Source organism: Pseudomonas sp. JR33AA (genome assembly GCF_021378985.1).
GTDB classification, from domain to species: domain Bacteria; phylum Pseudomonadota; class Gammaproteobacteria; order Pseudomonadales; family Pseudomonadaceae; genus Aquipseudomonas; species Aquipseudomonas alloputida.
The window spans coordinates 309,424-333,861 of sequence record NZ_JAJSAW010000003.1 but is presented as its reverse complement, the minus strand read 5'-3'; the positions used below and the strand labels follow the sequence as shown (position 1 = coordinate 333,861).

The 24,438-nt window shown below is 63.4% G+C and carries 21 protein-coding genes and 1 tRNA gene; 11 read left to right on the top strand and 11 right to left on the bottom strand.

Translation table 11 applies throughout. The annotated features are described in order from the left end of the window. Window positions 1-53: 53 nt before the first annotated feature. The gene (locus LVS58_RS07725) at window positions 54-1,208 is read left to right on the top strand and encodes an HPP family protein (RefSeq protein ID WP_233690554.1); all 1,155 of its coding nucleotides are present in this window, start codon (window positions 54-56) and stop codon (window positions 1,206-1,208) included. Here the strand turns inward: LVS58_RS07725 and LVS58_RS07720 are convergent. Next, window positions 1,182-2,048 carry a LysR family transcriptional regulator gene (locus tag LVS58_RS07720; protein ID WP_233690553.1) on the bottom strand — a complete coding sequence of 289 codons (867 nt, stop codon included), beginning with the start codon at window positions 2,046-2,048 and terminating at the stop codon, window positions 1,182-1,184. The two genes, LVS58_RS07725 and LVS58_RS07720, sit on opposite strands and share 27 nt — an antisense overlap. A 180-nt stretch (window positions 2,049-2,228) precedes the next feature. Between LVS58_RS07720 and LVS58_RS07715 the strand changes: the two genes are divergently transcribed. Continuing rightward, window positions 2,229-4,118 carry a propionyl-CoA synthetase gene (locus LVS58_RS07715; protein WP_233690552.1) on the top strand — a complete coding sequence of 630 codons (1,890 nt, stop codon included), beginning with the start codon at window positions 2,229-2,231 and terminating at the stop codon, window positions 4,116-4,118. 452 nt (window positions 4,119-4,570) lie between these two features. Here LVS58_RS07715 and zapE read toward each other — a convergent pair whose 3' ends face one another. After that, window positions 4,571-5,641 (bottom strand): cell division protein ZapE, encoded by a 1,071-nt coding sequence (zapE, locus tag LVS58_RS07710; RefSeq protein ID WP_233690551.1) that lies wholly within the window; start codon window positions 5,639-5,641, stop codon window positions 4,571-4,573. A 133-nt stretch (window positions 5,642-5,774) separates the two neighbouring features. After that, entirely contained in the window at window positions 5,775-6,017 is a 243-nt protein-coding gene (locus LVS58_RS07705; RefSeq protein WP_012271609.1) for a hypothetical protein, read from the bottom strand. 259 nt (window positions 6,018-6,276) lie between these two features. On the opposite strand from LVS58_RS07705, the gene LVS58_RS07700 reads away from it, so the two are divergent. Further along, window positions 6,277-6,351 (top strand) — tRNA-Gln (locus LVS58_RS07700). 113 nt (window positions 6,352-6,464) lie between these two features. Here LVS58_RS07700 and LVS58_RS07695 read toward each other — a convergent pair. From LVS58_RS07695 to LVS58_RS07685, 3 genes are read right to left on the bottom strand one after another with little or no spacing between them, the layout of a single operon-like run. Beyond that, entirely contained in the window at window positions 6,465-8,852 is a 2,388-nt protein-coding gene (locus LVS58_RS07695) for a hybrid sensor histidine kinase/response regulator (protein ID WP_233690550.1), read from the bottom strand. A gap of 13 nt (window positions 8,853-8,865) precedes the next feature. Further along, window positions 8,866-9,327: a response regulator gene (locus LVS58_RS07690; RefSeq protein ID WP_020191520.1), complete on the bottom strand. Its 462-nt coding sequence runs from the start codon at window positions 9,325-9,327 to the stop codon at window positions 8,866-8,868. A 15-nt stretch (window positions 9,328-9,342) separates the two neighbouring features. Further along, window positions 9,343-11,589, bottom strand: coding sequence for an ATP-binding protein (locus LVS58_RS07685; RefSeq protein ID WP_233690549.1), 2,247 nt, complete (start codon window positions 11,587-11,589; stop codon window positions 9,343-9,345). Window positions 11,590-11,856: 267 nt separating this feature from the next. Here LVS58_RS07685 and LVS58_RS07680 point away from each other — a divergent pair, with 267 nt between their 5' ends. The 7 genes from LVS58_RS07680 (at window position 11,857) to LVS58_RS07650 (ending at window position 18,205) form a co-directional block, all read left to right on the top strand. Next, window positions 11,857-12,384 carry a Csu type fimbrial protein gene (locus LVS58_RS07680; protein ID WP_233690548.1) on the top strand — a complete coding sequence of 176 codons (528 nt, stop codon included), beginning with the start codon at window positions 11,857-11,859 and terminating at the stop codon, window positions 12,382-12,384. Between the two features lie 30 nt (window positions 12,385-12,414). Beyond that, on the top strand, window positions 12,415-12,951 hold the full coding sequence (locus tag LVS58_RS07675) for a Csu type fimbrial protein (protein WP_233690547.1): 537 nt from the start codon (window positions 12,415-12,417) through the stop codon (window positions 12,949-12,951). Between the two features lie 18 nt (window positions 12,952-12,969). Continuing rightward, window positions 12,970-13,503: a Csu type fimbrial protein gene (locus tag LVS58_RS07670; RefSeq protein WP_233690546.1), complete on the top strand. Its 534-nt coding sequence runs from the start codon at window positions 12,970-12,972 to the stop codon at window positions 13,501-13,503. A gap of 3 nt (window positions 13,504-13,506) precedes the next feature. Continuing rightward, window positions 13,507-14,010: a Csu type fimbrial protein gene (locus LVS58_RS07665; protein ID WP_233690545.1), complete on the top strand. Its 504-nt coding sequence runs from the start codon at window positions 13,507-13,509 to the stop codon at window positions 14,008-14,010. Between the two features lie 44 nt (window positions 14,011-14,054). Then, window positions 14,055-14,831 carry a fimbrial biogenesis chaperone gene (locus tag LVS58_RS07660; protein WP_233690544.1) on the top strand — a complete coding sequence of 259 codons (777 nt, stop codon included), beginning with the start codon at window positions 14,055-14,057 and terminating at the stop codon, window positions 14,829-14,831. A gap of 108 nt (window positions 14,832-14,939) precedes the next feature. Beyond that, window positions 14,940-17,237 (top strand): fimbria/pilus outer membrane usher protein, encoded by a 2,298-nt coding sequence (locus tag LVS58_RS07655; RefSeq protein ID WP_233690543.1) that lies wholly within the window; start codon window positions 14,940-14,942, stop codon window positions 17,235-17,237. Continuing rightward, window positions 17,234-18,205 carry a Csu type fimbrial protein gene (locus tag LVS58_RS07650; protein ID WP_233690542.1) on the top strand — a complete coding sequence of 324 codons (972 nt, stop codon included), beginning with the start codon at window positions 17,234-17,236 and terminating at the stop codon, window positions 18,203-18,205. Before LVS58_RS07655 ends, LVS58_RS07650 begins: the two co-directional genes overlap by 4 nt. An 89-nt stretch (window positions 18,206-18,294) precedes the next feature. On the opposite strand, the gene LVS58_RS07645 is transcribed toward LVS58_RS07650, so the two are convergent. From LVS58_RS07645 to dkgB, 5 genes are all read right to left on the bottom strand, one after another. After that, window positions 18,295-19,443: a M14 family metallopeptidase gene (locus LVS58_RS07645; RefSeq protein WP_233690541.1), complete on the bottom strand. Its 1,149-nt coding sequence runs from the start codon at window positions 19,441-19,443 to the stop codon at window positions 18,295-18,297. A gap of 142 nt (window positions 19,444-19,585) precedes the next feature. Next, window positions 19,586-20,359, bottom strand: coding sequence for an AraC family transcriptional regulator (locus tag LVS58_RS07640; protein WP_233690540.1), 774 nt, complete (start codon window positions 20,357-20,359; stop codon window positions 19,586-19,588). Between the two features lie 37 nt (window positions 20,360-20,396). Then, on the bottom strand, window positions 20,397-21,629 hold the full coding sequence (locus LVS58_RS07635; protein ID WP_233690539.1) for an MFS transporter: 1,233 nt from the start codon (window positions 21,627-21,629) through the stop codon (window positions 20,397-20,399). Window positions 21,630-21,791: 162 nt separating this feature from the next. Then, window positions 21,792-22,964, bottom strand: coding sequence for an MFS transporter (locus LVS58_RS07630; RefSeq protein WP_233690615.1), 1,173 nt, complete (start codon window positions 22,962-22,964; stop codon window positions 21,792-21,794). A gap of 20 nt (window positions 22,965-22,984) precedes the next feature. After that, complete coding sequence (gene dkgB / locus LVS58_RS07625) at window positions 22,985-23,788, bottom strand: 2,5-didehydrogluconate reductase DkgB (protein WP_233690538.1); 804 nt, start codon at window positions 23,786-23,788, stop codon at window positions 22,985-22,987. 207 nt (window positions 23,789-23,995) lie between these two features. On the opposite strand from dkgB, the gene LVS58_RS25235 reads away from it, so the two are divergent. Next, window positions 23,996-24,403 carry an NEL domain-containing protein gene (locus LVS58_RS25235; RefSeq protein WP_233690537.1) on the top strand — a complete coding sequence of 136 codons (408 nt, stop codon included), beginning with the start codon at window positions 23,996-23,998 and terminating at the stop codon, window positions 24,401-24,403. Window positions 24,404-24,438: the final 35 nt, after the last annotated feature.

The following is a 24,438-nucleotide window of genomic DNA, read 5'->3' as shown; positions in this document are numbered from 1 at the left end:
ACTCGGCTGGGCTTTCTTTTTAAACAGAAAAACCAAAGATTCCGATTGCCCAAATGTCTGCCTCGCGTTTCGAAAGTCGTCTGCAGCGGCTGTTGCCGGCCCCCCTGAACATCACCCCAAAAGAATGGTTGCGTGCCGGTATCGGTGCGCTGCTGGGCCTTTTCCTCGCGGGCTGGCTGACCAGCATGGCCTTTGGCCCCAGCATCGCCCTGCACTTGCTCGGCCCGCTGGCTGCTTCAGCGGTGCTGGTGTTTGCGGTGCATTCCGGTCCCTTGGCCCAGCCTTGGCCGGTGTTGGGTAGCTACGCCCTGGCGGGTGCAGTGGGGCTGGCCATGCGCGAAGGCTTCGGTCCCGAGCTGTGGGTGGCTGCTGCGGCGCTCGGCCTCTCGATCCTGGTCATGTGCCTGTTGCGCTGCCTGCACCCGCCGGGTGGCGGTGTGGCAGTGAGCGCGGTGCTGGCCGACCCGGGGTTGACCGCCATGGGCGATCACCTGCTGGAGCCGGTGCTGCTCAATGCGCTGATCCTGGTGACAGTGGCAATCGCCTACAACCGTTTGACGGGGGTGCGCTACCCGAAAGGCGCGGTGCCGCGTAAAGACCTGCACCACACCCATGACCCGCTGCCCGGCGAGCGGGTCGGCATCCGCAGTGAAGACCTGGACCAGGCCCTGGAAGAGCTGGGCGAGTTCGTCGACGTCACTCGTGACGAGCTGGAGCGCATCATCCTCGCCACCGAGCAGCACGCCCTGCAGCGCAGCCTTGGCGGTATCACCGCGGCCTCGGTGATGTCCCGCGATGTGCAGTTCGTCACGCCTGATACCACGCTGGAGCAGGCCTGGAAAATGCTCGCCAGCCATCACCTGAAAACCCTGCCTGTACTGCAGCACGGCAAGCTTGTAGGCATCGTCAGCCTCAGCGACCTGGTTGGCCCGGCCATGCAGCGTGGCCGTTTCAGCTGGCGCAACCTGTTCGGCCGCCAGGCGGTGCGCATGGCGCAAGTGATGAGCAGGCGGGTTGTCAGTGTCAGCAGCCAGCACCCGTTGGAACGCCTGCTGCCATTGTTGTGCGAACAAGGCCTGCACTGCTTGCCGGTGCTTGATGCCGACAAGCTGGTGGGGGTGATCACCCAGACCGACCTGATCGCCGGCCTCAAGCGTCACTTGCTCAGCAAGACTGAGGCTTCAGATAAGCGGGTCCCAGCGTTGTGACCAGTCGCTGGCACCGGCAGCGACCAGCCGGCGCAGGACCGCGAAGGCCTGTTGCAGGGCTTCGCTGTCACGTTTACGCGGGTACACCAGAAAGGTCGGATAGGTGAACTCCGGTGCCTGCGGTACCCGCTCGAACACGCCGCTGTCCAGATAGGCCTGCACCACCCGCGTACGGAAGTAGCCGCTGCCACCTTGGTCGAGTATGAACTGCAGGGCTAGCGGGCCAAGGTTGAAGCTTAGCGCCGGGCGCGCGCAGTCGGGCAGGGCCGCATCATGCTGGCGTCGGAAGGCCTCGCCCCAGTCGATGTAGATGTAGGGCTCGGGCCGATCCACCCGGCGCACGCGAATCAGCTTCTCCTCCATCAACTGCTCCACCTGCAAGCCTGGGCCGTAGGTCGGCTGGTAGACCAGCGCGGCGTCCAGCAAGCCCATCTCGACCTTGCGCAGCAGCGACTCGCCATCGCTGACCTCGCTGCGGATGGCATGGCTGGGCAGTTCGCGGTGCAAGGCACTTACCCAGTCGAGCATCATCGGGTTGCCCAGGCTCACCTCACCGCCCACATGCAGCACCTGCTGGCAACCTTCAGGCAACGGCAGGTCGCGGCGCGCGGCTTCCCAGGTTTGCACCAACTGGTTGGCATAGCTGACGAACGCTTCGCCATCGCTGGTCAGGCTGGCGCCGCTGCGGCTGCGCACGAACAGCTGGCAACCCAGTTGCTGTTCCAGGCGCTGTACGCGCGCGGTGATCGCGGTTTGTGACACGAACAGGCGTTCGGCGGCGGCGACCAGGCTGCCGCTACGCACAATTTCCAGGAAGGTACGGGCCTGCTCGATGTCCATGGGCTGCTCGGTGGTTGAAGGGGTGGCCTATTCTAGAGGCTTTGCACCGTTATGAGGCGTTATTGCGTTGTCTGCAAATTTGCAGGTCGGTTGTGACTTTAGTCCCATGGCGGCGTGGGCATAGCGGTCCATACTCAAGTTTCGCCCTTCAATAACAACAAGTACCGGGTTTCTTACGACATGAGCTACCAGCACAGCTACGCCCATTCCATTTCCGACCCTGCCGCTTTCTGGGCGGAACAGGCCGCACACCTGGCCTGGCACCGCAAGCCTGCCTTGACCCTGCAAGATAACGCCGACGGCACCCACCGCTGGTTCGCTGATGGCCGCCTCAACAGCTGTTACCTGGCCCTCGATCACCAGATCGAGCAGGGCCGGGGCGAGCAGTTGGCGCTGATCTACGATTCGCCAGTGACCGGTGTGCAGCAGACCTACACCTACAACCAGTTGCGCGATGAAGTAGCACGCCTGGCCGGTTTGCTGCGTCAGTTGGGTGTGAGCAAGGGCGATGGCGTGATCATCTACATGCCCATGGTGCCGCAAGCGGCCATGGCGATGCTGGCCTGCGCGCGGATCGGCGCGGTGCATTCGGTCGTGTTCGGTGGCTTTGCCGCCAACGAGTTGGCCCTGCGCATCGATGACGCCCGGCCCACCTTGTTGCTGACGGCCTCGTGCGGGCTGGAGTTCGACCGGGTCATTGCTTACAAACCGCTGGTTGATCGTGCCCTGCAACTGGCCCGGCACCAGCCGCGCAATGTGCTGGTGCTGCAGCGGCCGCAGGCGCACGCAGAACTGCTGCCAGGCCGCGACCTGGACTGGCGGGCGGCCTTGGCCGGTGCCGAGCCGGTGGCGCCCGTCGAGCTGGATGCCGGCGACCCGCTGTACATCATGTATACCTCAGGCACCACCGGTAAACCCAAGGGTATCGTCCGGGAAAACGGCGGCAATGCCGTCGCGCTGTGTTACGCCATGCGCCATATCTATGGCATGCAGGCCGGCGATGTGTGGTGGGGCATTTCCGACGTCGGTTGGGTGGTTGGCCATTCACTGATCGTCTATGGGCCGTTGATGAGCGGTTGTACCACGGTGTTCTACGAAGGCAAGCCGATCCGCACCCCGGATGCTTCGGCCTATTGGCGGGTGGTGGAGCAATACCAGGTCAACGCGCTGTTCTGTGCACCTACGGCCATGCGCGCCATCCGTAAGGAAGACCCGGAGGGCGAACTGATTCGCAAGCATGACCTCCGCTCGCTGCGTCAGCTGTTCCTGGCGGGTGAAAAGCTGGATTCCAGCACCCATGAATGGCTGGAGCGAGTGAGTGGCAAGCCGGTGCACGACCACTGGTGGCAGACCGAGACCGGCTGGCCGGTCACCGCGCCTTGCGTCGGGCTGGAGGGCAGCGCGGCGAAGCCAGGTTCGAGCAACCGCGCGGTGCCGGGCTACAACGTTCGTGTACTGGATGACGAAGGCCACTTGCTCGGGGCCAACCATCAGGGTTCGATCGTGATTGCCCTGCCACTGCCCCCCGGCTGCAGCCAGACGCTGTGGGGGGATCACGAGCGCTACCTGCAGGCCTACCTGCGCACGTATCCGGGGTACTACCACACGGGCGATGGCGGCTATCTGGACGATGATGGTTTCGTCTACATCATGGGGCGCACCGATGATGTGATCAACGTTTCCGGTCATCGTTTGTCTACCGGCGAAATGGAAGACCTGGTCGCCCGCCACCCGGCGGTAGCGGAATGTGCCGTGATCGGCGTGCATGACGAGATCAAGGGCCAGGTACCGTTGGCGCTGGTAGTACTCAAGGATGGCGAGGGCATTGCCGAGGCGCAGTTGCTGGTGGAACTGGTGGGCAGTGTGCGCGAGGAAATTGGCCCGCTGGCCTGTTTCAACCGGGTACGGCTGGTGAAGCGCTTGCCCAAGACCCGTTCCGGCAAGATTCTGCGGGCGGTGCTGCGCAAGATTGCCGATGGGCAGGATTATGTGCCGCCTTCGACCCTGGATGACCCGGCAGTGCTGGGAGAGATCGAAGCGGTGCTGGCGGATTTGCCCAGGGCGGGTTGACGGTTTGACCTCGATGGCCCCTTCGCGGGCGAAGCGCCTACGCCGGACGCGCGTCGGTGGTTCACCTGGGGAAGGGCCGGCCCTGCTGGCCAATTTCCACCCGCCGATCACCGTTGCTGCGCTACAGTATTCGCGGGTAAACCCGCTCCTACACAGGCATCGGTGGTTCGCAGGAGCGGGTTAACCCGCGAATGGGCCGGCCCTGCTGGCCAATTTCCACCCGCCGATCACCGTTGCTGCGCTACCGTATTCGCGGGTAAACCCGTTCCTACACAGGCATCGGTGGTTCGTAGGAGCGGGTTAACCCGCGAATGGGCCGGCCCTGCTGGCCAATTTCCACCCGCCGATCACCGTTGCTGCGCTACCGTATTCGCAGGTAAACCCGTTCCTACACAGGCCGGTGGTTCGTAGGAGCGGGTTTCCGCGAAGGGGCCGGCTCAGGCACTGCACTCTTAGGGAGCAATCTGGTGCAGTTGCCTCAACCGGCTGCGGGTACGCATCAGGTCGGCCAGCGGGCCGCCCAGGCTCTCTTCCAGCGGACGTTTGCCTATGACAACCACCCGCCGATCCTGGTCATACAGCACATCCACCAGGTTGACGAAGCGCTGCTGAGCCGCCAGCGAACACGCGGAAAGGTCATCCAGCCCATCGATGACCCACTCGTCATACTCCCTGGCCAGCACCAGGTAGTCGATGACTGCGGTGGCCTTCTCGCACAGATCGTCAAAGCCAAGCACCACCCGACGGCCATCGATCGCCAGCGCCCGTAGCGGGCGCTTGTTCACGTCCAGTATCACCGGTTGTTCGTTCGGCACATTCAGCGCCTGGCGCTGCGCCGCATTACCCGGCCAGACATAATGACCCTGGGTAAATCGCTGATGCTCGCGGTTGGCCGGCAAGCTGCGAAAATCAGTGTCACCACCGACTTCGAGCACTTGCATCGAGCTGTTGATCAGACGAATGACCGGCAAAAAGCGCTCGTGATACAGCGGGTTGGGCAACAGCCCTTCGGGCGCATAGTTAGAGGTCACCAACAGGTACACGCCACGGGCGAACAAGGCGTTGAACAGCCGGGTGAGCAGCATGGCATCGCCTATGTCATGCACGTGGAATTCGTCGAAGCACAGTACCCGGCACCCCCCCACCAGCTCGTCCAGCGTTGCGCCCAGCGCGTCGTCAAGCGCCCGGTGGCGGTGCATACCCTGGTGCAGGCGTGCAAAGAAATCATGAAAATGCAGGCGCAGCTTGGCGGCTATTGGCACGGCCTGGAAAAAGCCATCGAGCAGCCAGCTTTTACCACGGCCGACCGAGCCGTACAGGTAAAGACTGCGCGGTTGACCTTGTTCAAGCTGCGTCAGTTGTTCGGCCATGCAGTGGATGACCCGCCGCTGGCCGTCACTCAGCTGATAACCGCGGCTTTGCGCCTTGTCCTCGAACCAGCCGAGCAGCTCGCTCTGTTGATTGGCGGCGCCGCGCCAGCGTTGGCCAAGCTGGCGCAGCGGGGTAGGGATCCAGGCAGACAAAAGCGACGCTCCTTGGGCGATGGCGGGGGTAGCCTGCAGCTTGCCCGAGAGCGGCCATTTTGACTAATAGAGAAAGTGCCGAACAATCATCACTTCTTGCGATAGGTCTTGCCGCCTGTTGCGCGATCACGGGTTACGCCTTTCGCTCCAGCTGGCGCTCGATCATGTACTTCACCGCCAGGCGACGTTCCTTGAGGTGGCGCAGGTCTTCGTCGACGAAGTTCCCGGCCGAAATCGATTCGGCAGCCAGCACCTGGTTGTCGATGTCCATGTACTCGTCCAGCAGGCGGTCCAGCGCCTTGTCCTGCTGGCGGCGCTGCTGGACGATTTCGCGCGGGTAGTGCAGGTCCTGATAGAGGTCGTGAGAGACAGGCATGGAGTCCTCCTTGGTCAATGCGATGGGCTTATCTGATTGGAAGTGCGGAATGCGATTGTGTTGAAGCGAGGCGGGCGGAAACCGACGGACGGTCGATGCGCCAGCGCCGAAATGACTAACCCGCTGTTTTTCGGTAATTTTTTTTATCAGGGGGGTTCACAGACCGAAAGTTTGTTGTTAAAGTGCCGCGCATTCCAAGACAACAACCCAGTTGTCACTCAGTTGGAATTGTCAGAGCAGCAAACGCTGCATCCGATACAGGGGCGTCGCCAAGCGGTAAGGCAGCAGGTTTTGATCCTGCCATGCGTTGGTTCGAATCCAGCCGCCCCTGCCATTTTCCAGATTAAAACGTATTTCACTCGGTGCCAGTAAAGACGAGCACTGGGTTTTCGCGTTTGTGTGCTTTGGCGCGCCTCCGCGCCTGAGCGCGGGTCGTGCCGTACCGGGTTATCCGGACATCCCCAGCATTTCATTCAGCGCCCTGGCCAGTTCATCAGCCTGCACCGGCTTCTGGATCACCAGGCTGCCTGGCAGTTCCAGCCCCTGCAACTCCGCATAACCGGTAAGAAACACCACCGGCACGCGGGGGTAGCGTTCACGGGCAGCCAGCGCCAGTTGTGCACCATTGAACTCGGGCATGGCGAAATCGGTCAGCAGCAGGTCAATATCGTCATCCAGCAATGCCAATGCCTGCTCGCCGCTGTGCGCCTGGCGCACCTGGTAGCCGTATTGGCGTAACACATCGCCAAGCATGTCGCGCACCAGATGGTCGTCGTCCACCAGCAGCACCGTGCGGTTATGGCCGCTTTCGCTGATCGGCTGACTGAGCACAGCTGCTGCGGGCTCGTTCACCATCTCCTCTTTTACCGCCGGCAGGTATACCGCCACCTCGGTACCGCGACCGAGTGTGGTGTCGATGCGCACGCCGCCACCGGACTGCTTGGCAAAGCCGAACACCTGGGCCAGGCCCAGGCCCGAACCTTTGCCGATGTCCTTGGTGGTAAAGAAAGGCTCGAATACCTTGGCCAGCACGTCTTCGCTCATGCCGCAACCGGTATCGCGGATGCTCAGCATCACGTACTCGCCCGGGTCCGGGTCTTCCGGACGTTGCGGGCGCGTATCGATATGGGTGTTGCGCGTTGTCAGGGTCAGCTGGCCGCCGTCGGGCATGGCATCGCGGGCATTGATCGCCAGGTTGAGGATGATCATCTCGGTCTGGGTGGGATCGGTCAGTGCCTGCCACAGGGCCAGGTCCAGGTCCAGGCGCACCGAGACATTGCCACCCAGCGTGCGGCGCAGCAGCTCTTCCAGGCCGGCCAGGGTACGGTTGAGGTTCAGCGGCACCGGCTCCAGACGCTGGCGGCGGGAGAAGGCCAGCAACTGCGAGGTCAGCTTGGCACCACGCTCGCCCGCTTCGCGGATATGGGTGAGGCGAGTGCGGGCCTTGTCCAGGTCGGCCTTGGCCAGATCGCGCTCCAGAAAGCTGGCACCGGTGAGTATCACCGTCAGCAGGTTATTGAAGTCATGCGCCACGCCAGCCGTCAGTTGCCCAACCGCTTCCAGCCGCTGCATCTGCTGCAGAGCGGCTTCGATGCGCTCACGCTCGTTGATCTGTTCACGCAGCCGGGCGTTGGCATCTGCCAGCCCCAGGGCGGCTTCGCGCTCGCTGGTGATGTCGCGTGCCACCACGTACAGCAGGGTGTCCTCCGGCACCACCACCCACGACAGCCAGCGCTGTTGGCCGCCGGCATGCAGGATGCGACCGACGAAGCGTACGCTGGTGCGGCCGTGGGAGAGGGCGGCCAGTTCGGTGAGTAACTGTTCCTGATCGTGCTCAGGCAGCAGGTGCAGCAAGGAGGACTGGCTCAGGCGTTCGCGTGAGAAGCCCAGGCTGGCTTCCCAGGCAGGGTTCAGTGCGACCGGGGTCAGGTCTTTGTTCAGCACTGCCAGCAAATCTTGCGACAGCTCCCAGGCACGATCGCGTTCGCGGGTACGTCGCTCGACCCGCTCGCCGAGCATCTCGTTCAGCTGACGCAGCGCCTGGGTGGCCTGGCGTTGCGCGTGAATGTCCTGCAGTACACCTGAGAAGCGAACGCACTGATCACCGACGAACTGGCTCTGGCCGCTGCTCAGCAACCAGCGGGGCTCCAGGCCATTGGGTTGCGCAATCCGAAATTCCACGCGGTAATGACCGCCGCTTTCCGGGCGCATGGCATGTTCCACTGCCTGGCGCACCAGTGGCAGGTCATCGGGGTAGATGCCGGCGTAAAACACTTCAAGGTTCATTTCGGTGCTGGTGGGCACGCCGAACAAGGTCTTGCAGCGGTCATCCCACAGCAACAGGCCCTCTTGCGGACGCAGGTCCCAGGTGCCCATGCCGGCGGCGTCGATGGCAATGCGAGCACGTGCTTCGACGTCCGCCAAGGCCTCTTCGGCGCGGCGACGGCGCTGACGTTCCTGCACTTCGCTCAGGGCTCGGCGCACGGCTTTGGGCAGCAGGGGCAGGTTCTTCTTCAGCACATAGTCGGTCGCGCCCAGGCGGATCATTTCCACCGCGTGCTCTTCGCCATAAATGCCGGACAGGAATATGAACGGGGTGTCGGGTGCCAGGCGTTGGGCGATGGCCAGCACTTCGGTGCCGGACGAGCCTGGTAGCACGCAGTCACACAAGATCAGGTCGTAGCGGGCCTCGCGCAGGGCATGTTCGACACCCGCATGGTCAAACACCAGCTGTGCCTCAACATGCAGCCCGCTGCGCTCCAGGCGCATCAGGGTGAGCTCGGCGTCCATCGAGCTGTCTTCGACCATCAGTATTTTCAACGGCGTTTGCTGCATCGTCGCGGCGGCCTCAGTTGCTACCGCGACGGTTCAGTCGCAGTGAGCCGGGTGGTGGTTCGTTGAGCACTGCCCAGAATACCCCGAGGTCAGAGATGGCGGTGACGAATTCCTTGAACTCCACGGGTTTGACCACATAGGCGTTTACCCCCAGCTCGTAGGCACGCAACAGGTCGGGCTCTTCGCGCGAAGAGGTCAGCATCACGGTGGGGATGCTGCGCAGTTCGGCAGTGGCGCGCACTTCCTTGAGCACTTCCAGGCCGTCGACCTTGGGCAGTTTCAGGTCGAGCAACAGCACGGCAGGGTTGCCGTCATCGCGTTTGGCATAGGCGTTGCGGCGCAGCAAGTAGTCGAGCGCATCGGCGCCGTCACGCAGCACGATGACCTCGTTGGCCAACTGGCTGCGTTCCAGGGCCAGTAGGGTCAGCTCCAGGTCTCGGGGATTGTCTTCGACCAGTAGAATGGGCTTGAGCATGATGGTGGCGGTGCCTCAGGTAACAGTGTTACGGGGTAGGGTGAAGTGGAAGCTGGCGCCCTGGTCGATCTGGCCAGTGGCCCAGACTCGACCGTCATGGCGCTCGATGATGCGGCGTACGCTTGCCAGGCCAATGCCGGTGCCTTCGAAATCCTCCATGCGGTGCAGGCGCTGAAAGACGCCGAACAGCTTGTTGGCGTAGGCCATGTCGAAGCCCACGCCATTGTCGCGGATGCAGACCTCGGTTTCGTCAGGGTGCTGTACGGCACTGATCTCGATGCGAGCAGGGGTACGGCCGCGAGTGTACTTGATGGCATTGGCTATCAGGTTGTGCAAGGCCATGTTGATGAATGCCGGGTCGCCGATCACCTTGGGCAGCGGGGCGATGTCCCAAACGATTGCGCGGCCTTCGTAATCGGGGGCCAGCTCGCTGCGAATGGCCTCGACCAGGGCGTTGAGGTCGACGTCGGACAGGCGCAAGGCCGAGCGGCCCATCTGCGAGAAGTTGAGCAGGTTGTCGACCAGGCTGCCGGCAAAGTGCGCTGCTTCACCGATATGCTGCAGGAAGCGCTTGCCGCGTTCGCTCAGGCCCTGGCCTTCGATTTCGCCAAGCAGTTCGGTATAGCCGGCGATGTGCCGCAGCGGTGCGCGCAGGTCGTGGGAAACACTGTAGGAAAACGCTTCGAGCTCCTTGTTGGAACGGCGCAATTCGCCAGCCAGTTGTGCCAGCTCTTCGGCCTTGCGCAGGACAATGCCCAGTACCGCGGTGCGCAGCTCCATCACGCCCTCGATCACCAGCGGGTCCCACGCCTGACAATAGTCGCGCTGTTCTTCCTGCCAGCGTTCAAAACTGTGCCGCGGGTCGAGGTTGCCCTGTGGCCCGACCTGCTTGGTCGGCTGGCCGGCCCAGTTGACCGTGCGTATCTGCTCGGGGCGGAACCACAGCAGGTAGTGCGAATGAATCTGCGAGATGGCCACTGCCAGCACCCCGCCAGCATGGTTTGCCAGCTCGGGTAGCTCAGTGATGTCGCGGCGCAGGTTGTCGCTATGGAACACGCTGTCTTCGTCCCGTTGGCCCAGCCAGTGCACCAGCGCCGTCACCTGAGCCTCAGGCGGGGTCTGGCCGATCAGGTCACAGCGCTCGGCCGAGATCACTGCCGCACCCTGGGCGTCGGCAAAGGCCAGCAGCACGCCAGGCAGGTTGCGCAAGCCGTCACTGACGCTGTCGTGGTCGGCCATGGACGAGATCATGCGTACGATGTGTTGGCGCAGCGCCAACAGCTTGCGCGTGCTGGCATGGGCCTCGCGGGACTCTATCTGCAACGACAGTACGCTGGCCAACAGCTCGCAGGCCGTGCGGGTGCGCAGGTCCACCGGGCGTGGCTGCTGATGGTGGCAGGAAATCAGCCCCCACAACTGGCCGTCGACCACGATCGACAGCGACATCGAGGCCAGCGTGCCCATGTTGCGCATGTACTGCAGGTGCACGGGTGACACGCTGCGCAGCACAGCGAAACTCAAGTCCAGCGGCTTGCCGGTGCGCGGGTTGGTAGCGGGCAGCAGGGGCGAGGGCTGATAGTTGGCATCTTCGATCACGCGGATACGGTTGACCCGGTACAGCTCGCGCGCCTGGCGCGGGATGTCTGCAGCCGGAAAGCACAGGCCCGCGTAGCTGGGGTAGCCCGGGTCGGCCACCTCGGCCAGCACCTGGCCGTTGCCTTCGGCATCGAAACGGTACGCCTTGACCCGCCCAAAGCCGGTGATGCGCTTGAGCTGCAACACCGTTTGCTGCAGCAGGTCTTCGATACTACTGGCCATCTGCAGACTGGCGACAAAGCTGCGCACCAATGGGTAATAGTCACCTTGTTCGACCAGGTCTGTTGGCAGGCGGGGCGGTTCGAACTCGGCAATCAGTACCTGATCGTAGCAATGGACCAGCACGTGCAGCGGGGCACTGATGTGTGCGCCCTGGCGCAAGCGCACGTCGCCAATGTGGAACGGGAAGACTTCATCTTCGGGAAGCCGTGAGAGGTGCGCGTGCAGGTCAAAGCCCTCATGAACCAGGTCGGCGAAGTGGCAACCGATCAGTTCACGGGCTGGCAAGCCCAACCAGTGCTCGACATTTTCACTGGCCTGCAGCACGCACAGGTCGGTGGCATCCAGCACCAGCAGAAAGCCGTGAGGCTGGATGCTGCCCGGAACCTGGATCGGCTCCTGGGCACAGCGCTCCATGGCTTCTGCCAGCGAGTTGTCTGCAGTCATGATTGAAAAAGCTCCTGTCATGTCCATCCGTTTACGGCGCAGGTGTCGGGCGCAGGACGAGTACGATTCACCCTACCAGAATCCCGGTACATTTATCGGCTCCTGGCCATTGGAGGCACGGGTTGGCCACGGGTTCTGTGCGGTACAGGCTTTTTTTGATGCCACGGTATCGCTTTGTCGCTAATACAAAAAAATGGCTTTGTGCCACATCGACTGTGCCGCCTCACTGCTACGCTCAGTTCAAGACGTTTCGATAGGGATAACAAGGTGACGGAGCGCATGCTGGCCGTGCTGTTCGGCCTGTTGTTCAGCGGCAGTACCGTGGCTGCGGATTTTCTCGTGGAAGTGCGGGTACTGGTGCAGCGTGGCTGCATGCTGGTCAACCAGACCCGCGATGCGGGAGCCCAGGCCCTGGGACGTATCGACCTGGGAGCCACGGCGCGCCTGGATGGCCCTGGCGCGCCCTTGAGCGGTGTGCTGCTGAGTCAGCGCCCGCCGCGCCTGGAGTGCAACCCGGATACGCCCTATCAGGTGCGTGTCGATGGGGGCCAGCATGGTGGCGTCGGCGAACTGCGCTACCTGGCTAGTCATGACCGCTTGGCGCGGCCCATACCTTATCGCTTGTACCGTGACGCCGCCTGGCGTGAGCCTCTGGCGGTGGGGGTAGCCCAGTCGGCGCGTGTGCCGGGCAGTGGTTCGGTTGAATTACCGTTGTACGCACGTATCGACAAACTGGCCTGGGTGCCGGCCGCAGGGGTTTATGCCGACCTGCTCAAAGTCACCGTCACCTGGTAGGGACGCCACCATGCACAAGGACGCCATGCCATGAACCGCACGTCAATCCTGTTGCTCACCCTTGGCCCACTGCTGATCCCTGGTGGTGCGGTGCATGGCAGCACCACCGGTTTCATCCAGGCGCGGTTGGTGATCAGCGCGTCTTGCCAGATCAGTAGCAACGAGACGCAACCGGCCGTGCTGGGTGACCCAGGCGTGCTGGACTTTGGCGAGCGCGGTCCGAACTGGGACCAGCCGTTGCGCAGCCAGGTGGAGGAAGTGGCCGGTCAGGGCAGCCTGCAGATCAGTTGCACGCCTGAAGTCCGGGCCTTCAACGTGCGTATCAATGGCGGCCTCAATGGCGAGGATGGCATTCGCCGCCTGAGCAACGGCCGTGAACTGATTCCTTATCAGCTGGCGGTCGACCCAGGCGGTAACAGCCGCTACGGGGTCGGCCAGGCGCGGGCTTTCATCATTGGCAGCAACCAGAAAATACCGATTCCCATCTACGGTGTGGTAGTGGCGCAACCGCGTGCGCTGCCAGCCGGGTTTTACCGCGACACCCTCAGAGTGACCCTGGACTGGTAACCACGCAAGGAGACTCCGATGCGAACGAACCTTTCATGCTGCTTCCTCGCAGGCTTGGGCCTGGCGTTGGCTTCCCAGGCCCAGGCGGCCACGGTAACGGGAAATATCAGCTCGACCCTAACGCTGATCTCAGCGTGCCAGGTCAATGGCACGTCGGGCACGTCGGGGCTTAACTTCGGTGCCTTGAACTTCGGTACCCAGGACGCCTTGTTCGTCACCGCCAACGCCCAGGTGCTGGGGGGCGGAGGTGGCGCCATGAGCATCCTGTGCTCGGCGGGTACGGTGCCCGTGATCAAAGTGCGTGCCGGCCTGCATGACGGCCAGTCGAGCGGCGGCACCCGTGCGCTCGCCGATGGTTCTGGCAACTATGTACCGTATGACCTCTATACCGACTCTGGGCGAACGGCGCTGCTGGCTGTCGACGGCACTATCACCCTGCCGACCAGTACCGGCGCCGCCCAGACCGTCAACCTTTACGGCAAGGCCGTCGGCAAGGCTGGCCTGCCCGCAGGGGTCTACAGCGACACAATCTCGGTCGAGTTGTCGTTCTGACCCATGCGCCGCTGGCTGGCAGGTAGCCTGACTGGCGTCAGCATGCTGTTGGCCGCCCCCTTGGGGGCAGTGACCACCAGTACCTTCACGGTAACGGCGCAGGTGGTCGCCGGGTGCCTGGTGGTGGGGGGTGTCACCAGCTACGGCACGCTCGATTATGGCTCGCAGTCGGCGCTGTCCACGGGGCTGCTCAGCACATCGCTGGGTGGTTCTACCGTGACGTTCCAGTGCACGCCGGGCGTGGCCATGAGCATGAGCCTGGACGGCGGGCAAAACAGCGCCAGTGGCACACGCAACCTGAAGCGCACGAGCGGCACGCAAGTGCTGGCCTACCAGTTGTACCGGGACGCCGCCTATAGCCAGGCCTTGGCAATCGGCCAGAGCGTGGCGGTGAGCTATTCCGACCCGACGGCGATCAAGCTACCGGTGTACGGGCGGGTCCAGCTGACCGGCACGCTGCCGGCAGGGACCTATACCGATGTGGTGCAAGTGACGGTGACCTGGTAACGAACGGCCAGCGCCACCCATGATGAGTGTCTAAGGAGAGTTGCATGCGGGCAGGCGCGAAGTGGACGCGTGGATTGACTGGATTGTTGTCGCTGGCAAGCCTGCCGGCCTGGGCGGCCACTTCGGTGCTGATCTGGCCGATCGACCCGGTGCTGGAGGCCGACCAGAAGGCAGGTGCGTTGTGGCTGGAAAACCGTGGCACTGCGCCGGCAAACCTGCAGGTGCGGGTATTCGCCTGGCGCCAGGACGATTACCAGGAGCAGTTTCAGGCGCAGCGCGAGATAATCGGCAGCCCGCCGGTTGCCAACATTGCACCCGGGCAGAAGCAGCTGATCCGCCTGATCCGTACTGGCCCTTCACCCGCCGGGCAGGAACAGGCCTACCGCATCATCATCGACGAGATTCCGTCCGCCATCCCGGTCGACAAGGCCGAGCCCGGTGCCACGGCGGCCATTCGTTTGCAGATGCGCTATTCGGTGCCGCTGTTCGTCTATGGCGAAGGGCTATGGGGCAAGGCTGACCCTGACGGCAAACGCAATGTCGAGGGCGTGGGCAAGCCGCAGCTCAGTTGGCGCCCGGTGACGGTGCAGGGCAAGCCCTACATCGAACTGCGTAACACGGGCCCAGTCCATGCGCGGCTGACCGATGTGGTCGTGCAGCAAGGCCCCCAGAGCAAGCCACTGGCTGAAGGCCTGCTGGGCTATGTGCTGCCGGGGGCAAGCATGCGCTGGCCGGCTCCCGTGGTATCCGGCAACGGCAGCGTGCTGAAGGGCAGGGTCAATGGTCAAGGCTCGGCGGACGCCATCCGCCAAGGCCAATGAGCCAACGGCCGCATGAAGTGCAGGGACCAAGGAGGCCCCGGCAATGGTTGGAAACCGTGTGTGAAAAGGCGCCCGGCGACGACCTGCTGCTGGTGCCTGGGGCTGGTCATGGTCAGCCCCGCGCTCGCGCTGGCCGACGACTTGCCCCCGCCGCCCACGGAGATGTCCGCCATCGCCGAGGCCACCCTTTACCTCGACCTGGTGGTGAACCAGATGCCCAGGGTTGAATTGATACCGGTGCAGCAGCGGGCCGGGCAGCTGTACCTGGACAGTGACATATTGCGAGCAGCCGGCGTCTCGCTGCCGGGCAACCCCCAGGGTGAGGTGGCCCTGGAAAGCATCGCGGGGCTGCACACCGACTACGACAGTCAAAACCAGCGCCTGCTGCTGCAGGTGCCGCCGGCCTGGTTGCCAGACCAGCAAGTGGGTGATCGCAACCTCTACCCGGCCAGCGATGCGCGCAGCAGTTTCGGTGCCTTGTTCAACTACGACCTGTATCTCAACGACACCGATGAAGGCGGCACCTACCTGGCCGCCTGGAACGAGCTGCGCCTGTTTGACAGCTGGGGTACCTTTTCCAGTACCGGGCAGTGGCGCCAGTCTTTCAATGGCGCACAGGCGGACGATACGCGCCGGGGCTTCATGCGTTACGACACCACCTGGCGCTTCACCGACGAGCAGCACCTGCTGACCTACGAAGCCGGTGACTTCGTGACGGGCGCGTTGCCCTGGAGCAGTTCGGTGCGAGTGGGCGGGGTGCAGTTGTCACGCGACTTCGCTGCACGTCCGGATCTTGTCACTTACCCGTTGCCTGCGTTCGCCGGCGAAGCGGCGGTGCCAACGTCGCTCGACCTGTTCATCAACGGTTTCAAGTCCAGTACCACCGAACTGCAGCCAGGCCCGTACACCCTGACCAACGTGCCGTTCATCAACGGTGCCGGGGAGGCGGTGGTGGTCACCACTGATGCCCTTGGCCGGCAGGTGTCGACCACCTTGCCGTTCTATGTCACCAGCAGCCTGCTGCAGAAGGGCCTGTCGGACTATTCGGTGGCCGCCGGCAGCCTGCGCCGTGATTACGGCGTACGTGATTTCAGCTATGGGCCGGGTATTGCCTCGGGCAGCCTGCGCTATGGGCTGAGTGACATATTCACCCTGGAAACCCACGTCGAAACGGCTGAGTCGCTGATGCTGGGGGGGCTGGGTGGCAACATGCGCGTGGGCAATTTCGGCGTGCTCAATGCCGCCTTGGCGCAAAGCCGGTTCGACAGCGAAAAGGGCCACCAGGTCGCCCTTGGCTACCAGTACAACAGCCAGCGCATCGGCTTTGGTTACCAGCGCCTGCAACGCCATGGCGATTATGCCGACCTGAGCCGGGTGGGCTCCCCGGACATGCAACTGAGCAGAAGCAGCGAACAGGTTACCGTCAGTTTCAACCTGAGCCAGTACGGCAGCATTGGCGCTGGCTACTTCGACGTGCGTGCCGGTGACGGTACGCGTACCCGGTTGATCAACCTGAGCTACAGCAAGCCACTGTGGGGCAGCAGCAGTGTGTACCTGTCGGCCAACCGGGAAGTGGGTGACAACCAGTGGGCGGTGCAGGCGCAACTGGTGATCCCGTTCGACCTGCACGGCACCCTGGCGCTGAGCATGGAACGCAGCAGTGAAGGCGAGACCCTGCAACGGGTCAACTACAGCCGTGCAGTGCCAGCGGGTGTGGGTGTTGGTTACAACCTGGGCTATGCCGCAGGCAGCGACCGTGATGCCTATCGCCAGGCCGACGTCACCTGGCGCCTGCAGTCGGTGCAATTGCAGGCCGGTGTGTATGGCAGCAGCGGCGAGATGACCCGCTGGGCAGATGCCAGTGGTTCTCTGGTGTGGATGGATGCCGGCGTGTTCGCCGCCAATCGTATCGATGATGCCTTCGTGGTGGTCAGCACCGCAGATTACGCCGATGTGCCGGTGCGTTACGAAAACCAGGAGATCGGCCGTACCGATGCCAAGGGGCACTTGCTGGTGCCTTACAGCAGCGGTTACTACCGGGGCAAATACGAGATCGACCCCATGAACCTGCCACCGGATGTGCTCGCGCCGGACGTTGAGCAACGTGTGGCGGTACGACGGGGCAGTGGCTACTTGCTGGAATTCCCCCTCAAGCGCGTCATGGCGGCCAGTGTCGAATTGGTGGATGGCAACCAGCAGGTGCTCAAGCTCGGTAGCCGTGTGACCCACGCAGAGAGTGGCACCCAGGCGGTGGTGGGGTGGGACGGGTTGGTGTACCTGGAGAACCTGTCGTCGCATAACCGCCTTCAAGTGGCGCTTGAAGGCGGTGGGCATTGCGAAGTGGCGTTCGACCTGCCCGAAGCGCAAGGCTCGGTCCCTTTGATTGGTCCGTTGGTGTGCCGATGAATGCCTGGCGGCGGGGCCTAGTGGCGAGCGTGCTGCTGTTGCCGAGCGGCACGGCCTGGGCGCTTTGCTCGTCGGTGGCCACGTTGCCGGCAGCGTTTGGCAGCCTTAATTCGACGCAGGTTCGCACCACGGTACAGACGGCTTCCAGCCTCAACTCAGGGTTGCAGTGCACCGGTTCGCTACTGACCGTGCTCAGCAGCGGTGACCATTTCTACGCCACGATCACGCCCGCTTCGGGCGGGCTGGTCGGCCCGACAGGCGATGTCATTCCCTACACACTCTATGCCGACAACACCACCCGCTACCCGATTACCCGGGGTGTGGCCTACGACTTCGCCCGCAACGGTATCCTCGACGTGCTGGGGCTGCTCGGGGGTACCACGCCCAAGGCGGTGCCGATCTACATGCGCACCCAGGTGGGCAGCAATGTCGCGGCCGGGTTGTATCAAGAGGCTCTGACCGTGGCCTGGAGCTGGGATTATTGCTCGGGCATTGGCGCGTTAGGAGTGTGCCTTGGGCGCGACATTAACTCGGGTAGCCAGACCTTGAACGTGAGCCTGACGGTAACCAACGATTGCCAGATCACCACCCCTGACATCAGTTTCGCCAGTGCGCCGGTGGTGGCGGGGTTCGGCACGGTAAGCCAGGGCATAAACGTGTCATGCACCAAGGGCAGCAGCTACACGGTAGGGCTGGGTGACGGGCAGAACGTGTCTGGTGGGCGGCGGCGGATGAAGTCTTCGGCCAACAACTACCTGGCCTATGACATTTTCAAAAGTGCCGGCACCGTGCGCTGGGGGCCGTCAGGGGCTGCCAGGCGTTCGAGCACCGATGCCGACATCAACCCCGGCGTGGGTACCGGCACGGGTAGCCAGGTGTTCAATTACAACGCCAAGGTCTATACCGATCAGGCGACACCGCCGGCTGCGACCTATACCGACAGTGTGATACTGGATGTGCAATTCTGAACCTGTCGTCCTTCCGGCGGTTGATACCCCCGAAGGAGCCGCCGCGTGTCGCGACGGGCTGCTCCTGCAGGGGCTGCGCAAGACGAGGTTCAGCGCAAATCGCCGACCATGCTTGCCAGGGTCTCCAGCACCGCCCCGGCCAGTGCCTTCGAGCGCGCCCCCGACCACCCAGTGACTGCATCGGGCGCGTCGTCATGGTCCTTGAACGGCATCTCCAGCGTCAGTGACAGGCAGTCATGTGCCATGCCCACCGCATTGCAGGCCAGCGTCGTGTTCGCCTGCCCGGGTTCGTCACGGGTATAGCCATGCACCGTCTGGAAGTCGCGGGTCAGGCTGCACAAGGTGCTGCGAAACTGCTCTTCGAGCTTGGCCAGCCGAGGGGTGTAACCCGGGTTGCCCTCGCATGCGGCCGTGAACACGTGCGGGATCTCTTCGTCACCGTGCACGTCGATGAAGGCATCCACACCGTACTGCTTCATCTGCGCCTGTGCAAAGAACACTTCCGGGCTGAATTCGACGCTGGCGTCCTGCCAGGCACGGTTGAGGTCCTTGCCCTTGAAATTGGTGCGCAGGTGGCCGAGGAAGGCGCCGTCGGGGTTCATGTTGGGGATCAGGTAAAGGTCGGCCTTGGCCAGCAATTGCTGGATCACTGCGTCGTTGGCCTGCAGGCGGTCGATCACGCCTTCCATGAACCATTCGGCCATGTGCTCGCCCGGGTGCTGCTGGGCAATCAGCCACAGCTTGCGCTTGCCTTCGGCACCGTCGCCTGCCCGCAGCAGCGGGATATCGCGGCCCTGGATACTGCGGCCGCTGGCCAGCAACTCGACCCCCGGGAGTTGGCGGGCACGTTCGATCAGCTGGTTGTGGCGGGCACGCGGGTAGGGTTCGAAGTAGGCGAACCAGATCTGGTCCTGTTCAGCCTTGACCTCGAACGATAGCGCCGTACCGTCGAACTGGCTGGGCACGCGGAACCAGCGCTGCTGGTCGTAGCTGGCCACAGCGTTGTAGCCGCTCCACGCGTTCTTGTACGAGGAGCCAGAAGCGTTGTCCAGGCTGAAGCGATGGACCTGCCCCGGCGTGAGCCCGCTGACCTTGAAGTGGAACCACTGGTAGTGGCCGCTGTGGGTGTCCGGGCGAATGGCCAGGTGTACCTGGGCCGGGTTGCTGGCATCCAGTACCTGTATGTTGCCGGAGTCGAAATCGCAGTCGATCTGCAGGGGGGACAGCGTCACGGTCATGTGCCGGGCTCCTTTGCGGGCATTGTTGTAGGGGTACTGTATACGGCTTGGCAGGGATGCTGTGCAAGAACGGGCAGGGCGAGCCGTTGGCGGGCAGCCGCTATGCCGCGAGCCTGCGGCCGGTAAATGTGGGACCTTCAGGTTATTTGAAGAACTGACTGGGCGTAGTACCGAACTGGCGCTTGAACATGCTGGCGAAGGCACTTGGGCTGTCATAGCCCAACGCGCCCGCCACATCGATGATTCGCTCGCCCAGGGCAATGCGCTCCAGTGCCTGCATCAGCCGCGCCTGCTGGCGCCACTGGCCGAAGGTCATGCCGGTTTCCTTGCGGAACAACCGCTGGATGGTCTTTTCGTCCACCCCCAGTTGCACACCCCAGTTGGCAACGGTGGCGTTATCGTCGGGCCGCTCATGCAGTGCCGTGCAGATCACCCGCAGGCGCTGGTCGCTGGGTTGCGACAGCTTCAGCGGCAAGGTCGGCAGTACGCAGATTTCGTCGAGGATCAGGCGCATGACCCGGGCTTCGCGCGAGTCCTCGGCAAACGGTGCGGTGAAGCCTACCGAGGCCTTGATCAGTTCGCTGAGCAAGGGCGAGATGCTGATGGCCTTGCTCTGCAGGGGCAAGCCCGTTGCCGCGTCGACGCGCACGAACACACTGCGCATCTTCACGTCACCGACACAGCGAATGGCATGCACCTGGCCGCAAGGCATCCACACACCGCGGCTGGGTGGCACCGTCCAGCATTCGCTTCCGGACTCGACGATCATCAGGCCCTTGATGGCATAGATCAGTTGATGCTTGGTATGGCGATGGGGCTCGATGAACCAGTCGCTTGGGTAGTCTGTCGCACGGCTACCCACTTCCCAGGTCCACTCATCGACCTCCACCAGCAATTCACGCTGCGGTTTTACCATCGTGACCTCTTACTAGATGCAGCCTGGCAGCGCCACTTTAGCAGCAACGGCCAGGGCGGGCCCGTGAGCGGGTGGCCGGTAGCAAGGCCGTGGCCAACCCGAGCAGCGGCAGAAACGCAATGGCCTGGTACACCCATTCGATGCCATGCCGGTCGGCCAGTGCGCCCAGGCCCGCAGCACCTATGCCGCTGATGCCGAACATCAGCCCGAACATCACCCCCGACACCATGCCGACCCGGCCCGGCACCGCCTCCTGGGCATACACCACCAGGGCAGCGAATGCTGAGGACATCACCAGGCCGATGGCCACCGCCAGCACGGCTGTCCAGGCGAGGTTGGCATGGGGCAGGGCCAGGGCGAAGGGCGCCACACCGAGGAACGAGACCCAGATCACGGCCTTGCGCCCGATGCGATCACCCACCGGGCCACCGGCAAAGGTGCCCAGCGCAACGGCTGCGAGGAACACGAACAGGTACAGCTGGCTGTGCTGCACACTCAGGCCGAAATGCTCGATCAGGTAGAAGGTGAAGAAGTTGGTGAACGAAGCGATGTAGACAAACTTGGCGAACATCAGCACGGCGATCACCACCACAGCGCGCCACATGGCACCCCGCGACAGGCCGGGGGCCTGTTGGCCCGCGAAGCGCTTGAGCCGGGCCTGGCCGTGGCGCACGCTCCAGCCCGTCACCCGCAGCAGCACCAGAACAGCCAGCGCAGCGGCCAGCATGAACCAGGCAATGGCCGGTTGGCCGTGCGGAATGATGATGGCAGCGGTGAGCAGTGGGCCGAGGGCCGAGCCGGTATTTCCGCCGACCTGGAAGGTTGATTGCGCGGTCCCGAAGCGCCCGCCGGAGGCCATCCTGGCGACCCGCGAGGCCTCTGGGTGAAAGGTGGCCGAACCCACGCCGACCACGGCGGCGGCCACCAGCAGCATTTCATAGCTGCCGGCAAAGGCGAGCAGGGCGATGCCCAACAGCGTCACCAACATGCCGGCAGGCAGCAGGTAGGGTTGCGGGTGTTTGTCGGTGAACAGGCCGATCCAAGGTTGCAGCAGGGAAGCGGTCACCTGATACACCAAGGCGATCCAGCCGATCTGGGCGAAGCTCAGCGCGAAATCGCTTTTCAGCATGGGGTAGATCGACGGCAGTACGGCTTGAATCAGGTCATTGAGCAGGTGGGCGAATGCGGCAGCGCCGACGATGCGCACGACAAAGCCCTGAGGCTGGTCGGCAGGCGTGGCGGCGGCTACGGAGGCGGCGGAAGTTGTCATGGGCAAGGTTCTTCTATGGCAAGGGAGCAAGGCATTGCCGCAGCAGGTTATCCAGTGCCGAGGGTGCCTGTCTCACGCCGAACAGGCAGCCAATGTCGCGATTCGGGCATCCGTGCCCACCGCCTGACAGGAGAACGGAGGCGTTCCTGCAGGTGATTGCCTTCAGGCCATATCGGCTGCGGTCTTGCCGGCGACCTTGTTGCGCCCGCCCAGCCATACCAGCAACAGACCCGCCGCCGCCAGCACACCTCCGGCCATTGGCACGGCGGCGTAGCCCAGGTTCAGGCTGATAACCGCACCACCCAGCGCCGCGCCCACGGCGTTACCCAGGTTGAACGCACCCACGTTGATCGACGATGCCAGGCCTGGCGCTTCGATGGCGGCAGTCATGACGCGCATTTGCAGCGGCGGTACCACGGCGAAGGTGAACATGCCCCAGACCAGCAGGGCGATGGCAGCGCCGATGTGACTACCCAGTACCAGGGGCATCAGCAGCATGATCAGCGCCAGCACGGCGAGGAAGATTTTTGCCGCGCCATCCAGCGACCAGTCGGCCAGCCGGCCGCCCAGGCTGTTGCCAAGGGTGAAGCCAACCCCGATGAGTACCAGCCCCAAGGTTACGAAGCTGTCCGAGGCACCGGTCAGTTCGGCCAGCACCGGCGCCACGTAGGTGTACAAGGTGAACATGGCACCGGCACCGAGCACGGTGGTGGCCATGGCCAGCAGCACGCTGGGGCGGGCAATGACCGCCAGTTCCTTGCGCACGTGCGGCACGCTGCCGCGTTCACCCTTGGGCAGGGCGCACCACAGCGCGGCCATGGCCAGCAGGCCAAGTACGGCGGTACCGGCAAATGCCATGCGCCAGCCGATCTGCTGGCCAATCCAGGTGGCGGCCGGCACGCCGCCGATGTTCGCGATGGTCAGGCCCATGAACATGGTGGCCACGGCGCTGGCCTGTTTCTCTCTGGGCACCACGCTGGCTGCCACCACGGCTCCCAGGCCAAAGAACGCCCCATGGTTGAGGCTGGTGACCAGTCGCGAAGCGAGCAGGGTGTAGTAGTCCGGCGACAGTGACGACAGCAGGTTGCCAAGGGTGAAGATGGCCATCAGCGCCATCAGTGCAGCGCGCTTCCCGAAGCGGCTGAACAGCAAGGTCATGATCGGCGCGCCGACCATCACACCAATGGCATAGGCGGTGATCAGCATGCCGGCGCTGGGGATGCTCACCTGTACGCCCTGGGCGATGACCGGCAGTAGCCCCATTGGGGTGAACTCGGTAGTACCGATGCCAAAGGCGCCAATGGCCAGCGCGAAGAGCACGCGGCCGGGTCTCATTGCTTGAGCAGTCATCGGTGTCAGTCCCAGGTTGGCGCCAGGCCGTCAGGGCTGACCTCGCGGCCATTGCGCTCCAGCTCGGCGATGCGTGCCATATCGTCGGTGTCCAGCTTCAGGCCACGGGCAAGCAGGTTGCTGGCCAGGTTTTCACGCTTGGTCGACGACGGGATCACGGCATAGCCCAGTTGCAAGGCCCAGGCCAGGGCAACCTGGGCGACGGTAGCCTTGTGCTTGGCGGCGATCTGGGCCAGCACCGGGTCTTTCAGCACTTTGCCGTAGGCCAGGGTCATGTACGAGGTGACGGTGATCCCTTGTTCCTTGAGGAACGCGGTCAGCTTGCTGTTCTGCAGGTAGGGGCTGAGCTCGATCTGGTTGGTGGCTATTTCCCCTTTACCGACCACGGCAATGGCTTGCCTGGTCAGCTCGATGTTGAAGTTGGAAACGCCGATCTGGCGAGCCAGGCCGTGCTGCTTGGCATCGGCCAGGGCCTTCATGTACTCGGGCAGCTCTACGCCGTTGCCCGGCGCCGGCCAGTGGATCAGCAGCAGGTCGACATAGTCGGTGCGCAGTTTCTGCAAGCTGTCACGCAGGCTGGGGATCAACTTGTCGGCGGCATAGTTGTCGACCCAGATCTTGGTGGTGATGAACAGCTCGCTGCGCGGCACGCCGCTTTCGGCAATGGCCTGGCCCACTTCGGCTTCGTTCTTGTAGATCTGGGCGGTATCGATGGCGCGGTAGCCGACTGCCAGGGCAGACTTGACCGAGTCGATGACGGTTTGGCCGGTGAGGCGGAAGGTGCCGAGGCCGAAGGAAGGAACGCTCATGGGGGGTTGCTCCTGAATAGGGGGGAGGATCATGTGGTGCCCAGTGTGCAGGTTTGAACGGCAGCGAATAATCCGCTGCGGCGCCAAAGTCATTTGACCTGTAGGCACAAATGCATTTTCAAGCTGTGCATTCACTACATAAATAGGGCCCGAGGGGACTGGAACCTTGTTCAGCTAGCGCTTTTTTAACAAGCGTTGAGGCTGCCCATGACCCCTTCCGTAATACCTGCCGATTCCATCGATGCGCTGATTGCCCGTCAGTTGCCAGGCTGGCTCAAGCGCGCGTCTGCCCAAGAGCTGACAGGGCTGGGCGCCGCTGCTTTGCGCCAACAGCGCGCGCAGGGCCAGGTCGACGCCTGGTTGGGGGCCATAACCCCCCTGGAGGGTACCGGAACGGCTGGTACTGGGTTGCAGAAGGAGCGAGCGCTGGTCAGGCTGGGGCGTTCATTGTTCCGTCTGGACAAAGTCAACGCGATTGCGGCGCGGCATATTGCTGATTACTTTTCTAACGATCCCGTTGAGGATTACCTGACCTATCGCGTCAGGCGTGAGGTCGCGAAACGCCAGCTTCTGCTTGAATTGAGCCGTGAGGCAATTCAGCGCCACGGCCTGTGAACGAAACAGCCCGCCGAGCGGCGGGCTGTTCGCTG

What these genes read in the sequence shown, in the direction of transcription:
- LVS58_RS07725 (WP_233690554.1), top strand. Translation starts at nt 54, where the DNA reads ATGTCTGCCTCGCGTTTCGAAAGTCGTCTGCAGCGGCTGTTGCCGGCC.
- LVS58_RS07720 (WP_233690553.1), bottom strand. Translation starts at nt 2,048, where the DNA reads ATGGACATCGAGCAGGCCCGTACCTTCCTGGAAATTGTGCGTAGCGGC.
- LVS58_RS07715 (WP_233690552.1), top strand. Translation starts at nt 2,229, where the DNA reads ATGAGCTACCAGCACAGCTACGCCCATTCCATTTCCGACCCTGCCGCT.
- LVS58_RS07705 (WP_012271609.1), bottom strand. Translation starts at nt 6,017, where the DNA reads ATGCCTGTCTCTCACGACCTCTATCAGGACCTGCACTACCCGCGCGAA.
- LVS58_RS07695 (WP_233690550.1), bottom strand. Translation starts at nt 8,852, where the DNA reads ATGCAGCAAACGCCGTTGAAAATACTGATGGTCGAAGACAGCTCGATG.
- LVS58_RS07690 (WP_020191520.1), bottom strand. Translation starts at nt 9,327, where the DNA reads ATGCTCAAGCCCATTCTACTGGTCGAAGACAATCCCCGAGACCTGGAG.
- LVS58_RS07685 (WP_233690549.1), bottom strand. Translation starts at nt 11,589, where the DNA reads ATGACTGCAGACAACTCGCTGGCAGAAGCCATGGAGCGCTGTGCCCAG.
- LVS58_RS07675 (WP_233690547.1), top strand. Translation starts at nt 12,415, where the DNA reads ATGAACCGCACGTCAATCCTGTTGCTCACCCTTGGCCCACTGCTGATC.
- LVS58_RS07670 (WP_233690546.1), top strand. Translation starts at nt 12,970, where the DNA reads ATGCGAACGAACCTTTCATGCTGCTTCCTCGCAGGCTTGGGCCTGGCG.
- LVS58_RS07665 (WP_233690545.1), top strand. Translation starts at nt 13,507, where the DNA reads ATGCGCCGCTGGCTGGCAGGTAGCCTGACTGGCGTCAGCATGCTGTTG.
- LVS58_RS07660 (WP_233690544.1), top strand. Translation starts at nt 14,055, where the DNA reads ATGCGGGCAGGCGCGAAGTGGACGCGTGGATTGACTGGATTGTTGTCG.
- LVS58_RS07655 (WP_233690543.1), top strand. Translation starts at nt 14,940, where the DNA reads ATGGTCAGCCCCGCGCTCGCGCTGGCCGACGACTTGCCCCCGCCGCCC.
- LVS58_RS07650 (WP_233690542.1), top strand. Translation starts at nt 17,234, where the DNA reads ATGAATGCCTGGCGGCGGGGCCTAGTGGCGAGCGTGCTGCTGTTGCCG.
- LVS58_RS07645 (WP_233690541.1), bottom strand. Translation starts at nt 19,443, where the DNA reads ATGACCGTGACGCTGTCCCCCCTGCAGATCGACTGCGATTTCGACTCC.
- LVS58_RS07640 (WP_233690540.1), bottom strand. Translation starts at nt 20,359, where the DNA reads ATGGTAAAACCGCAGCGTGAATTGCTGGTGGAGGTCGATGAGTGGACC.
- LVS58_RS07635 (WP_233690539.1), bottom strand. Translation starts at nt 21,629, where the DNA reads ATGACAACTTCCGCCGCCTCCGTAGCCGCCGCCACGCCTGCCGACCAG.
- LVS58_RS07630 (WP_233690615.1), bottom strand. Translation starts at nt 22,964, where the DNA reads ATGAGACCCGGCCGCGTGCTCTTCGCGCTGGCCATTGGCGCCTTTGGC.
- dkgB (WP_233690538.1), bottom strand. Translation starts at nt 23,788, where the DNA reads ATGAGCGTTCCTTCCTTCGGCCTCGGCACCTTCCGCCTCACCGGCCAA.
- LVS58_RS25235 (WP_233690537.1), top strand. Translation starts at nt 23,996, where the DNA reads ATGACCCCTTCCGTAATACCTGCCGATTCCATCGATGCGCTGATTGCC.